The sequence below is a fragment of the Paenibacillus sp. fava2 genome, assembly GCF_058313675.1.
This window is the reverse complement of the sequence record NZ_CM177755.1, coordinates 1,654,818-1,668,732: the sequence shown is the minus strand read 5'-3', so window position 1 is coordinate 1,668,732 and position 13,915 is coordinate 1,654,818. Positions and strand designations below refer to the sequence as shown.

At 39.6% G+C, this 13,915-nt stretch carries 9 protein-coding genes; 2 read left to right on the top strand and 7 right to left on the bottom strand.

The window, feature by feature from the left end:
• Positions 1-11: 11 nt before the first annotated feature.
• The gene (locus AC4G46_RS07385) at positions 12-731 is read right to left on the bottom strand and encodes a 4'-phosphopantetheinyl transferase family protein (protein ID WP_491127352.1); all 720 of its coding nucleotides are present in this window, start codon (positions 729-731) and stop codon (positions 12-14) included.
• Between the two features lie 448 nt (positions 732-1,179).
• On the opposite strand from AC4G46_RS07385, the gene metK reads away from it, so the two are divergent.
• The gene (metK, locus tag AC4G46_RS07380; protein WP_491127351.1) at positions 1,180-2,418 is read left to right on the top strand and encodes a methionine adenosyltransferase; all 1,239 of its coding nucleotides are present in this window, start codon (positions 1,180-1,182) and stop codon (positions 2,416-2,418) included.
• A 561-nt stretch (positions 2,419-2,979) separates the two neighbouring features.
• On the opposite strand, the gene AC4G46_RS07375 is transcribed toward metK, so the two are convergent.
• Together AC4G46_RS07375 and sigK (AC4G46_RS07370) are read right to left on the bottom strand one after the other, a co-directional pair.
• Positions 2,980-3,186: a hypothetical protein gene (locus AC4G46_RS07375; RefSeq protein ID WP_491127350.1), complete on the bottom strand. Its 207-nt coding sequence runs from the start codon at positions 3,184-3,186 to the stop codon at positions 2,980-2,982.
• 127 nt (positions 3,187-3,313) lie between these two features.
• Positions 3,314-3,871: an RNA polymerase sporulation sigma factor SigK gene (gene sigK / locus AC4G46_RS07370; protein WP_491128810.1), complete on the bottom strand. Its 558-nt coding sequence runs from the start codon at positions 3,869-3,871 to the stop codon at positions 3,314-3,316.
• 102 nt (positions 3,872-3,973) lie between these two features.
• Between sigK (AC4G46_RS07370) and AC4G46_RS07365 the strand changes: the two genes are divergently transcribed.
• Positions 3,974-6,091 carry a Piwi domain-containing protein gene (locus AC4G46_RS07365; protein WP_491127349.1) on the top strand — a complete coding sequence of 706 codons (2,118 nt, stop codon included), beginning with the start codon at positions 3,974-3,976 and terminating at the stop codon, positions 6,089-6,091.
• Between the two features lie 255 nt (positions 6,092-6,346).
• Here the strand turns inward: AC4G46_RS07365 and AC4G46_RS07360 are convergent, their stop codons facing one another.
• From AC4G46_RS07360 to sigK (AC4G46_RS07345), 4 genes are all read right to left on the bottom strand, one after another.
• Entirely contained in the window at positions 6,347-7,111 is a 765-nt protein-coding gene (locus AC4G46_RS07360) for a hypothetical protein (RefSeq protein WP_491127348.1), read from the bottom strand.
• Between the two features lie 34 nt (positions 7,112-7,145).
• Positions 7,146-9,878 carry a hypothetical protein gene (locus tag AC4G46_RS07355; RefSeq protein ID WP_491127347.1) on the bottom strand — a complete coding sequence of 911 codons (2,733 nt, stop codon included), beginning with the start codon at positions 9,876-9,878 and terminating at the stop codon, positions 7,146-7,148.
• Complete coding sequence (locus AC4G46_RS07350; RefSeq protein ID WP_491127346.1) at positions 9,875-12,661, bottom strand: P-loop NTPase fold protein; 2,787 nt, start codon at positions 12,659-12,661, stop codon at positions 9,875-9,877. The genes AC4G46_RS07355 and AC4G46_RS07350 overlap by 4 nt, the downstream gene beginning before the upstream one ends.
• Positions 12,662-13,067: 406 nt before the next feature.
• Positions 13,068-13,769 carry an RNA polymerase sporulation sigma factor SigK gene (gene sigK / locus AC4G46_RS07345; protein ID WP_054939435.1) on the bottom strand — a complete coding sequence of 234 codons (702 nt, stop codon included), beginning with the start codon at positions 13,767-13,769 and terminating at the stop codon, positions 13,068-13,070.
• Between the last annotated feature and the right edge of the window lie 146 nt (positions 13,770-13,915).

Here is a 13,915-nt window from a genome sequence, read left to right as displayed (position 1 = left end):
AGATCCCCACCTTAGAAGAGATGTTGTTTCAACGAACTTTTATTGGGAATAACAATTGAACAAATCACTGAATTATGAATAAAAAATGTAACCGCTTTGTATTGCGGAAAATGTGTAAAGCTGCTAATAAAGTAGCCGGAAAGATATGCGATGTTGTTGATTTCATATAAAGCAAAGGATGTCATTAGTCCTGTCATGAGTACTTTGGATAATGCCTCTTTGGCTGTCCATAATAAACCAAGTATTTCATTAGTTTGCCGTGGATAAGCTTTCAGCCAGGATAGATCGAGAGAAGTCATTTGGGTTCTGATTGCTTCTGTCTTCTCCTTGTCTTGAAACCTGTCCATCATCTCAATATCAATAGCCATAGGATGTTGTTCTGGAAATGCAATTGCCGCTGCATACGACCCGCTATGAGAAATACTCACTTTTAAATTTTGAATATTAGGATTAACCACCACAGGAAAATGGAAGATGCCTTCAGAAATCCAGATTTCATCCAAAAACCCAGCTAAATCATTTACTGCTTTCATGATGGCTTTTTTTGCTGCGTATCTGCCCATAATGTAAGACTCACGCCTTACAGGAAATTGATAAGCCTCAAACCGTTTCCGCTCCTCAAAATGCCAAATAGGGTATTCCTCTAACATTTGTATATCTTCGAAATGGCCAACGTAAATGCTGGAAGTAAACTCAGCATCCTCTCTTTCCATTAACAGAAAATCAGACATAAGGGTTCGCACGAAATACGTCATGCCTTGTCATCTAGATCAAATGTCCTTGCTTCCACTTTTTCATTCAATAATCAACACTTCCTCAAATAAGTTCAACTGACAGCAGTCTTTTAAATATTCTTCAAAAATTAAAAGTATATTTTGTTGTGAATTACAATCGCCAACTTGCTTTCAACTTACTAATATGGAACTATATATTATATATTACATAAATAGTATCAGGTAATTTTATACATTTCAATGAACTTATTTTCGATTATATCAATTTAATCCATTTTTTTCATTCTACATGGAAATGATAGTTATAGAAATTAATATACTTTTCAACCATTTCATATTTCATTATACATATTTATCTATTTTGTTACATATATAGTATTATAATAGACGCTATGTTACAATCACAGGGATTATTGTTAAATTTTATATTTCCTCGTCGAAAGGAATGATATTTGTGGAAGACCGTCATTTATTTACATCCGAGTCTGTGACCGAAGGTCACCCGGATAAGATGTGCGATCAAATCTCAGATGCTATACTTGATGCAATTCTGATACAGGACCCAAATGCAAGGGTAGCCTGTGAAACAGCGACATCTACAGGTCTCTTACTGGTGACCGGTGAGATTACAACCTCGGCCATGATCGACTATCCGCAAATTGTTCGCAGTGCTATTCGCGATATTGGCTATACACGGGCAAAACTCGGTTTTGATTGTGATAGCAGCGCAGTACTGATAGCTATAAATCAACAATCCCCCGATATAGCTATGGGAGTAGATGTTTCCTTGGAAGCTAAGGAAGGACGAATGGAAGAGGATGAACTGGAGATGATCGGGGCAGGTGACCAGGGTCTTATGTTCGGTTTTGCCTGCAACGAAACCCCGGAATTCATGCCGATGCCCATCATGCTGGCACATAAACTTGCCAGAAGACTAACTGAATTGCGCAAGACCAAGACGCTTTCTTATTTACGTCCTGATGCCAAAACACAGGTTACAGTTGAATATGAGCAAGACAAGCCGGTTCGCATCGATACGGTTGTAATATCAACCCAACATGACCCGAACGTTACATTGGAGCAAATCAGACAGGATATGATACGCTTTGTTATTGAGCATTCCATCCCTTCGGAATATCTGGATGAATCCACCAATATTTTCATCAACCCGACAGGCAGATTCGTTATCGGAGGTCCGCAAGGTGACGCCGGTCTAACCGGACGTAAAATTATTGTCGATACTTATGGCGGTTATGCAAGACACGGCGGCGGAGCTTTCTCCGGGAAGGATCCGACCAAAGTGGACCGCTCCGGAGCTTATGCCGCAAGGTATGTCGCCAAGAACATCGTTGCCGCCGGCCTGGCCGACAAATGCGAAATTCAAATTGCCTACGCAATCGGTGTGGCAAAGCCTGTATCAATCATGATAAATACTTACGGAACCGGAAAAATTCCCGATTATGAAATCGTCGAGTTGATCAAGGGTCTCTTTGATCTTCGCCCGGCAGGCATTATTAAAATGCTGGATCTTCGCAAACCAATCTATCGTAGAACAGCTGCATACGGACATTTTGGCAGGAATGACTTGGATGTGCCATGGGAACGTATAGACAAAGTTGAAGCTCTGCAAATTGCAGCCGAAACAATACTTTCCAGAGTCCAAATCGCTTCAGCTAACGCTTAGCATGTTACTTTATCAGTAGAGAATCGGCACAGATGTTACAATATGTAGTATTTTAGCGCTGCTGCCGATCCTCCGTTAATTGAAAATGCAGACTCTATAATTCTTTGTTTGTCATCCTAATGTCCTCAATGAATAACTACATGTCAAACAGCAACAACTTATCCTCAGATAAGTTGCTCTTTCTTCTTTGTCTGTCAAAATCCGGTCGTACAGGAATATGTCTTTACGGGTTTCTTCAATTACCGGGGGTGCATCATTCTCGATACATCTGGCAGCATCCGTGGCGAGCTTCATACCTCCCCTGTAAAGTGACTTTTGATCACAACTTAAGAGTTATGCTATCTTGGGCGGAAGGTTTATTGACCCCATGATAAAAACAATCTTAATGATGTATTCTACTGCGAGGGTAGCAGAGGACAGCCAGGACTCGGTAGATACGATGCGTTCCTTCTATGATTATTGGATTATCACGAATAGTGGAAATAAGTAACCACTTTTCGGTGCGGTCCCTACCCCTAAGCTATTTTTGATAATCGCTTATTCGAAGTATTCTTCAGAACACTACTTAACAATTTGCTCCCTTCCCTTCTCATGGATCTTTATGAGTTGGTTCAACACAAAAATTCGCTGAACTATATCTTCTGTAAGAAGAAGTTGTTTCTTAAAATAATTAATTTGCTTCTGATTTGCTCCCTGATGCGTTTCGTTCTTTTCGTATATATGGAGCAGTTGAACATGAAGATCAAATATTTCTTTGTATGTTGCCATAATAAAGTCCCCTAATTGCAATGCATGTGATTTCTAAATTCCACTTCTAAAAAACAAAAGCAACTCATCCGTAGACAAGTCGCTAAGTAAAGGACCTTTTATTAACGAATATTACTCTTTAAATCGGTTACCGCTTCGCCTTATAAAACTCATGATACAACTTCATCAGCGCCCTTTTCTCAATCCGCGATACATAACTGCGGCTGATTCCTAGCTCCTTAGCAATCTCCCGCTGTGTCCGCTCCTCCCCGCCGGTGTCCAGGCCGAAGCGGCCAACCACCACTTCCTTCTCCCGGTCATCCAGAATATCCAGATTACGATATATCTTGCTTTTCTCGATCTTCAGATCCACTTCTTTGACAATATCATCTGCGTCGGAACCGAGGATATCGATCAGTGTAATCTCGTTGCCTTCCTTGTCCGTCCCGATAGGATCATGCAGGGATACATCCTTTTTGGTCTTTTTAAGCGATCTCAAATGCATGAGGATTTCATTCTCGATACAACGGGCGGCAAAAGTGGCGAGCTTCGTGCCTTTATTCGGGCGGTAGCTCTCGATGGCTTTGATCAGCCCGATGGTGCCGATGGAGATCAGGTCCTCCATGTCCTCCCCTGTATTGTCGAATTTTTTGAGGTTGTGGACACGATGCGATGTAAGATCATCTTGTTTTCTTAGAAGTCTTATTCCAAGATGCTTGTAGATGACGCATGGGATATATTGTATAGTTAAAATATGCCATATAGATATTGCGGTATAGGACAATAGGGAGAGTGAACAGAACAGATTATGAATACACCACTAACACACTACGTACTTACAGAATGGGAATCAGACACTAATACAGATACTCTAGATATTCATTTTTATACGCTACCAGTGCGTAATGTATTTGAACAGCATAAAGAAAACGGAAATGCTTGTTTTGATCTTAGAAAATTGAACAGATCGCTCATTATCGATTTTTATGATCAATATATTGCAAGCTGGCAACCCATTGAAAATTGGGGTGAATACACATTCATTCAGCATGAATACCGCCCAATTAATCCCAGCATCTTAGCAGAAAGAGCTATACTAGAACGATTACTTTTAAGAACTATAGAAAGCGTTCAACCTAAAAAAGAAATTGCTGCTGGGAGTCGGAAATTCACCTGGTTAAAAGCTGAAAAAGTCGTAGAAAATATTTCAATACACAGGGTTATACAATGTGATGTTAATGTAGATTACACGGGTAAAATTACCGTTGGTTTTGATTTAAATCATAGCTATCGTACATATGAATCGGTATATGATCTAATGAAATCAAATGCAATTTTTAAAGGCGATCGAGTAATTGATATATATAACAATCTGCATTATGAGTTTGTGGAGATCTCCAATTCTACAATCAATGATTCAATTCCAGAACTTAATCAATCTGTTGTTAATTATTTTTCTAAAGAACGAAAGCAAGCTTGGAAAGTTGATAAACTTGAACAGAGTATGCCTGTTGTCTATCTAAAAGCGTTTAATGGATCTCGCATTGCTTACGCACCAGCTATGCTACAAAAAGAACTTACTTTCGAGTCGCTTCCTTCTAATGTAATGCGTCAAACATCAGAAATTTTTAAACAAAACGCAAATCAAAAAATTAAGACATTGCTGGATGAAATACAAAAAATATTAGCACGCACTGATAAAATTAAATTTAATAGACAAAAGCTCCTAGTCCAACAAGCTGGGTATGAAATATTAGAGTTGTCAAATCCTAATCTTCAATTCGGAAAAAATGTTACTCAAACACAGCTTAAATATGGACTTGATAAGGGCGGTGTAATAGCCTCAAGACCTTTATCAATAAATTTACTTGTTTACCCGGAATTGATAGATTCAAAACTCGATGTGATAACTGAATTTAATGATAAATTACAAGCGCTATCCCATAAATGGGGTGTACCATTATCAATCTTAAAAAAATCAGGAGAATATCGGAACAAACCAATAGATTTCACAAATCCACACCAACTTGCCATCCTACTGAAGGAGCTTACAAAAAATTCGTTTAAAGAGTTGACTCTTGTAATAATCCCAGAGAATATTTCAGGCATGTGGTATGATTCGGTAAAGAAAGAATTCGGAGGAAATTCTTCAGTACCAACTCAGTTCATAACTATAGAAACTCTTCAAAAAGCTAATGATTACATTCTAGGCAATTTATTGTTAGGACTTTATTCTAAATCCGGCATTCAACCCTGGATCTTAAATTCATCTCTATCATCTGATTGTTTTATTGGGTTGGATGTATCTCATGAAGCTGGTAGACACTCTACAGGGATTGTACAGGTCGTAGGAAAGGACGGCAGAGTATTGTCTAGCAAGGCAAATACCTCTAATGAGGCCGGTGAAAAAATCCGTCATGAAACTATGTGTCAAATTGTATATTCAGCGATAGACCAATATCTGCAACATTACAATGAAAGACCAAAGCATATTACTTTTCACCGGGATGGTTTTTGTAGAGAAGATTTAAATAGTCTAAACGAAGTAATGAATAGTTTGGGTGTACAATATGACATGGTTGAGATCATCAAGAAAACGAATCGCCGCATGGCTCTAACTGTCGGTAAGCAAGGTTGGGAGACCAAGCCAGGGCTGTGTTATCTTAAAGATGAGTCGGCATATCTTATCGCCACAAATCCTCATCCACGTGTCGGCACAGCACAACCGATTAAAATTATCAAGAAAAAGGGATCGCTACCGATCGAAGCAATAATTCAAGATATTTATCATCTTTCTTTCATGCACATCGGTTCATTATTAAAATGTCGCCTACCTATTACTACGTATTATGCCGATTTAAGCTCTACATTCTTCAACAGGCAATGGCTCCCGATCGACTCTGGCGAGTCTCTACATTTTGTATAGCAAATAAACCTCCCGCATACTTGGGAGGTTTATTTTTTTACACTTAAAAATTAAGTTATATGGCATATTCCAAAAAATTTATTTTACAAGAATAGTTTTATTAAAACGACCGCATTAATGTATATACCTCTTTTTTATTTCCAAAGAAACAGCGGACACAGTTTCCGGTAAATGTAAATGACGTTCTATTAAAAAAGCACTGTCTATCCTCCATCCGGAGAAGCAATGCTTTTTCATTTTAAATACGTATTAAGCTTACGATTCCTTTTTCGCTAGATAATACTTTGACAGTACAAGTATGGATTCGTTGTGCAAAAGCTTTCGGTGTTCCTCACTAGTCTCAGTAAAAAAACTGGATAAAAAACATTTATACACCAAAAATGCACACATCCCTACAATTAGGTAATAGGCGGAATTTGCTATAGTGGCATTCGACCGAAGAACATCCCCTGCAAACGCAAGCAGAACCGATATCCAAACGATCCAACTCAGCAACCTGAACACGCCCATAAGCGAGCGATGAAGAATAGTTTTAGCCAGCATCAACTGCAAATTTGATCTATCAGAAGAATTGGAACTTAGTATATTTGCCCATCGGTAATAAACAATCCATTTGTTCTTGCCGACCACGGAAGTCCAGTCTACTTTCATTTGCGATTGCAGCTCTTCATTGATGAATGTAACCAGCTTTATATTTTCCTTGTTCACATCACTAAAGTCCTGTTCATTCTGTTGATCCTTGCTCCCAAACTTCTGCGTTTCGAAAAAAACAATTCCGGTAATATAACAAACGATAATAACTAAAACAAGAATAAAAGCTTCACGAGAAACAATAGCCTGGACAAAAGGGTAAGATGTGTCTGCCAGCAGCATTGGTTTGTTCGAAAGCTTGTTCACAAGAGTTTGTAAGCTGTCCATAGGAAGAAGCAGACCTGTTGTCAGCCAGAGGAAAAGCCAGAACGTAACACCCGGTATAAATATCCCAATAAAATCAAAAAGGTAATTCAGTACTTTCTCCACAGTGTGCAGACTCTCCTTCTTTGCTATTTCACTGCTAACAATAATACGGATCTTTTAATGCCTCAATTGTCATATTCAGAATACGCAAATATTGTGCCCGGCTCCGGGTCCCTCTGATGAAGGATGTCTCCATGCCTGACCTTCTAAGCTTCTCAATCCAATCGAGGGCAGCCTCCCTTCCAATGCCTTGCTGCAGCATCCCATAATACATGTATACCAATTCATTACTGACATTCGTGTTGAAGACCATAGGGTCATCAGAGTTTATATTCACTATAATATTAGATAAATCCCGATTCTCAGCGGACTGAACTTTGAACAGCTGATTGCCAAACAGCGAGTCTATTTCTCCGATTGCTTCGTTGGAGGAGGGATTCACCTCAATAACAATGCCGCTTAAGGAAATTTTGTGAACCAGATAATCTTGCATATCTTTAATCATCATCTTCTCGATTGCATTCATATCCACATAAATGGGTTCATTCATTTTAGTTAAAGTGCTTTCCTGGTGATAGCATAAAAACAGATGATTTTCAGGGTTTTCCTTTTTAAAGTTAGCCTTTTGTACTTCGTCTTTTATTCTCTTGAAGCGCCTTTTGTATGTTTTAAAAAGAGAGGATATGCGAAGATTACCAGCAGAAACGTTGCCGCTAAAAATACAGTCTGCCATTTCATCAATCTGTTTCTCCAAATAAACCAATGTTTCTGTCCGTAGCTGGGTTGTACTGCTGTATACTCCCCATATCCATAATAAATTGTCGAGATATTCACCACGGGGCATAATGACGATCGGATTTCTTCGAACCCACTCCTCAATATCCACTCCCAGTGCGATTCCATGCCCTAGCCGATCCCCGGCATGCAGTTTACAGTAATCAATGACCTCATCCATACGTCTCAAACCCGAATTCAAGTGGCGGAATTCTTCGCCTGCATGAAACGTGAAGAATAAGCTTTGTCTAGGCAGAACGTTCCCTTCCGGGTCAACAATCCTCAATGAGTCATACTGACTATCCCGTGCTTCCTCAAATACAGGCGCAAATACTTGAACAGGCGTATAGTTCTCTACACTCGCCGCGTCCAGCCCAACAATAAAATTTGTGGCCATCGGGACAGTTTTACGAAGCTGTTGTAACATCTGCACTTGTTTAATGTAAGTTTCTTGATGCTCACCGAAATAAAGCTTCTTTAGTGTATGGTCACGCGCTTCATCAAACCACGAGCTGTCCTTATCCACATTATCCGGCCGTTTGATTAAATGATACACAATGCCCAACAATGGAAATTCCGAATTTGGATCATCCTTCACCTTAAAATCATCAACAAGAATTTGTCTATACGATTCTAGGATATGAAGCAGTTTCGTCCTGTTCTTAGTTTCGCTATCCATGATTGAAATCCGGAGTTCGATCTTCTGCAAATATCTGTTTTGAAACAGTGACCGCAGCATAATCGTGTAATAAGCTTGATCTGCTTTTACTCCATCTGTAGCCCGGCCAAAATAACCTCTAAAGAAATCCAAGCCATGCAGAACTGAAGGCTGTGTGACTTGCTGATAAAATTCATTCTTTATAGAGATGTACATAAAGAACAGACGGAAGAATTGTTCATAATGACTCGAAGAACCAACCTTATCCTCCAGCTTGCGCTTGTAGGCCATCACTTGGTGCAGAAAGATATTTTCTCCGTAAGTCTTAATATATTGAAATTGCGGAAAAATCCAGTCTATAAAATCAGGATACTTCTCCTTCGCTCCCCCCAAAAAAGCAATCTCTACACGCTCGATGGCTTCCTGGAGTTGGTCCAATCGAGCAAACCGGCTGTCTTTATTCTCATATAGATCAAGCAACAGTTTACACGTTTCAGGCTCACCTTCAAAGCTGTCTTTGATCCATTCATACATGGATTGAGAATAACCGGCGTAAGTGTCTTTTAAATACAGAGACATCACCAACCGCAGCAGCCGTGCAGTCCATATGTATTCATGCACCTGTGGGGAGGCAGCAAAATGAGTCGTTGTAAATTTCCTGAAATATTCCGACGGATATAACCCGTTCATCAATCTTTGCCACAGAATTGAGAAGTTGAATGCAGCTGAAGCATGCACGTGATTCTCCGCCACTCCTCTGGCAAGGATGTCGTCTAGCGGTGCGTCCGCAAGATTGATGTGCTGGTAAAATTCGTGAAGCTGTATAGGATCGTGAATGTTATTCCTGGAGTGGTGCACAGCGACCAGCAGATCTACCGGAATAAATCGGCTAAAAGCATGAAAAAAGAGCACTTTGTCCTGCCCCTTGAACTTCTCCATAAAATCAATGAACTTCCACTGCTTATCCTTATTCGCGTCATTTTTCCAATACTTGAAGATGACATCTCCGTCACGATAAGACAATAACGCATTTGAGAACTCTTCTAATATATAAAAATAATGCTGGTACAACATTTTCTCGATAAAATACACTCTGATTTCTTCTGAATTTGCCGATTTGAAGCCGCATCGTTCAGCCTCTTTCTCACTGCAAAACATGGGGTAAAACTTTTGCAGCATGAGATTGATTTCATCCAAACTATTTGGCTCGGTCTTACTAAGAATCTCTGCATACAGCTTGCTGCGAATGCCGCTGTGCGCATTCTCCCGCTTTTTCTTGGCCAGACTTCCAGTTCCCGTATAATCCAAAGCCTGCACAAGATCCTGCTGACCATAAAACTTAAGATTCTGAATGGGAAACAATGAGATGTTGATTAGAAGGTTAATTTTGGAAATCATTCGGCTTCACCGCGGGATTCCGGTTGTTCTTCTGCCTCATCTAAGTTAAAACCAAACTCACTGAGTTCGATCTCGGTTTGGACTTTGATATAGTTAAAGGCCTCATCCAGTTTTGCTCTAATGCCAGCCTTCGCATTCTCATAAACTTGATCATCTGAAAATGTTTGTGTACCAGCATAATATTGATAATATAAATTCAAAATGAGCTTATCATTACCGGTAAAAAATGAATTCATATTCTCCTCAGAAGTATTCTGATTACGTTCAGCTATAATCGAGGAGTATCGCAAAGAATTATACAAATTTCTAGCTTCACTTCGTCCATACCATGCACGGTTATTTGTTGCTAGTTTTAGCAGGCTTTGCATTACTTTTATATAATTCTCGAAATTAATATAGATGCGATTATCATATCGATAAAGATATTCAAATACAATGTATTTGCATTTATTGTAAATAGTGTTTCCATCACCAGAATATCCATCTCCAAATTCTTTATATGCCTCGCTTAATGGTACAGTCATATCAATCTGCACCGTAATATTTGATTCCTTAAGCTTACTAAATATGTATTTTCCGAATATATTCATCCTATTATTAATAGTTTGGGTTACACTCTTAGACAATTTGGTTCCTGGATTCTCAGATAACCTTTTAGCAGTAGATACCAATGCTTTTGCCAAAATGTTATTTTGATCTTTTGTTATAACAGTTATACTACTATTCAAATCACCATGCGTACTTCCAGTAGAGTCCTCATGTTGCATTTCTCTAATGAGGGTTAGGCTATTGATAAATAACATCCTCTTAATTTCGTCATCACTTATACTATCTTGAGTTTTCTGAAAGTTGAAATTTCGCAGCACTTCTTCAAATACACGCTCTGTTACTTCATACTCTGGAGGTATGTTGCACAGATCATGTAAAATATTGAGTGCTTTATTGACTTCGTCATTTTTTTCATTCTGAGCTTTGTAATAAAGTGGCCTAAATACGGAAGGGTACTGTTCTTGCAATTGGGCTATACACTCCACTACAAACCGATCTCTTCCCCTTCTGTTATTATTACTCGTGTACTCGTACTCGTAATAGTATGGATCATATGCAGATTTCGAAAGGTACTCTATCATGAACATTGCCTCAGGTACATCTGTATGTAACACTAAGGCGCGCATCAGATGGTATAATCTATGTCTATAATAATAAACATCATCTTTACTCCCTTTATTTCCTCCAATGAAATCCTCAAACAATTTGTCTTTAAACGCTGTAAACGTCCCCACTTCATATCTCACATTAGGCAATAATTCCTTGGCAATTTCTGCAACTATAAATATTTGTAAACTTAAGTCTGCTTTATCTTTATTTTCATCCTCATACTTGTTCCAAGCGGAGTAATTTATATTAGTAGAGTTCTCATCACTCCCCCACTGCAAAAATTGCTCAAACAGCCATTGCTGATGCTTAAGCAATTTCGTATTGGAAAGAATCAGCGTGTCTACAAAGACTTTGACAGATTCGAATAAAACTGTCTTGTTATTCTCAATGTCACTTAACAGTTGCACCAAATTATAATAGGCATGCACAAGCCCGCGCGGTCTCTCATCAAATACGATATAGTTTTTCTTTAACGGTAAGTAGCGATCACGTTCATTTTTACTATTTGGGTTCACATAGTTGAATATTGACCGTTCCCCCATCAACTGAGCCATTCGATCCAGCAATCTATACTGACCAAATGAAAAGTACGGAATCGTTTCCGTATTCCAATTCACCAGCTGATGTCTTCTGGCTGATGGAATGACTTTTTTTAAATATTCATGTGCCAGCTCCGACTTGCGCCTTATAATTGTAAGTAGCTCTCCTTGATCAGTACTCTTTCCTTTGTAAGGATGATCCAGTGACTTTAATGAATCATACGCATTTAAGCCGACTTGTTGTAAGGGCTCGTCCGCAAGCAATGCCAACGTCAGTGATTCTAACAATATATCGTAGTCTCCCGACAGAACTGTAACCAAATTGGGATGATCCGTATTTTGCAATAACGCCTCCATCAACTCCCTTGTTTTGGAGGTCTGGAGGTCAATATCATCAATAAAGATAAAGATTAATATTGGTTCATTTGGATTGTCCAATGCTTGCTTCACGCGAATAATTTCATCGATCAGCTCATAGAACTTCTTCTTGAAGGCAATGTCCGGACTGAGCACACGGGATGAGTTTTTTACATAAACAGCCAGGTCCTCGTAATGCTGGGTAAGGATATTCCGATATTGATTCTCGGTATATAAGTGATATTCAATCGTATCATTGATCAGCTGTTTCAGCTTATTATTGGGCTTGTATATTCCCGCATTATAGTAATCGGCTAAATTATCGATTAGATGTTTCCTTTCATCACACTTCAAATCTCTCTTTTTTAAGTCTTCCAGCAAATTTTCTCCTGTTTCTTTTAAAAAACCGACAATCGATCCGACGATCTTCGTATTTTCACCAAAATTATCTGGTTCGATCAAGGGCAGCAGGATACTGGATTTACTGTCCATTTTGCTTCTCAATGTATATAGGGCGGACGATTTCCCAGCGCCTCTAGGACCAAATATGCCAATAGTATTAATGTAGACCTGCTTTCCAGTATTTTGGTCTCTATTGCTGCATTCCAACCGCTTCACTTTTTCTCTTATTTCGCTGATCTGACTTAACATGATGTCATAGGTCGGCATGATTTTAGGAATCTGATCTCCCAGGGCTCTTGCTCCCAGAATCACTTCTTCTTGCTGCATAGGTTCCATCCTCCACGTTTAAACTTTTATGTATTGTTTGTTCTGCACCATCTACTGATATATATGTGTAGACATTTATAACTCCATATAAATACATATTTCTACATCAATCCCCCAAACCCTTCCAAACGTTGATTGGATCAATAAAAAATGAGTGGCTTTAATCTTAACTTTACCAAACCACTGTGGCTTGCAAGCTTTTTAATTTTGCTGGCATCTAACTGAACAAATATTATCGAAGATTTGCATAAGGAGGTATTTAACATGCTTCTCATCATCCAGCAGGTGAGTAAGCAATATAAGGAGGGTTAATAGGCGTTGCAGGATATCAGCCTGCTGCTCAACCGGAAATTGAAGAAATCCGTTTTATATACAAACAAGGCTGTCTAAAGACAGCCCCATACTCTCACCGCTTCGCCTTATAAAACTCATGATAAAGCTTCATCAGTGCCCTCTTCTCTATTCTTGAAACATAACTCCGAGAAATCCCCAGCTCCTTCGCAATCTCCCGCTGCGTTCGCTCTTCCCCGCCGGTATCGAGGCCAAAGCGGCCGACGACTACCTCTTTCTCACGGTCATCCAATATATCCAGATTACGATATATCTTACTCTTCTCGATCTTCAGATCCACTTCTTTGACAATATCATCTGCGTCGGAACCGAGGATATCGATCAGTGTAATCTCGTTGCCTTCCTTGTCCGTCCCGATAGGATCATGCAGGGATACATCCTTTTTGGTCTTTTTAAGCGATCTCAAATGCATGAGGATTTCATTCTCGATACAACGGGCGGCAAAAGTGGCGAGCTTCGTGCCTTTATTCGGGCGGTAGCTCTCGATGGCTTTGATCAGCCCGATGGTGCCGATGGAGATCAGGTCCTCCATGTCCTCCCCTGTATTGTCGAATTTTTTGACTATATGGGCAACAAGCCGCAGGTTATGTTCAATTAACAGATTTCTAGCCTTGGCATCTCCCTCAGCCATCATGCCTAAGTATTTGCTTTCATCCTGCTCGGAGAGTGGTTGTGGAAAAGCGTTGTTTCTTACATACGACACCAGCAGCGTTAACTCTTTAATCAGCAGCGCGATTGTACTTATGATCCCTGGCAACTTGGCGACACCTCCCGCACATGTACAATGAAACCGGTCTATGATGAGAACTACGGGTTCATGGTCCTTTTATTGTATGTGGGTTAGTGCCCAGAAGTGCATGTACGGGTGAAATAGGTACGGGCCTGCCCGCTCCTCATTCCTCA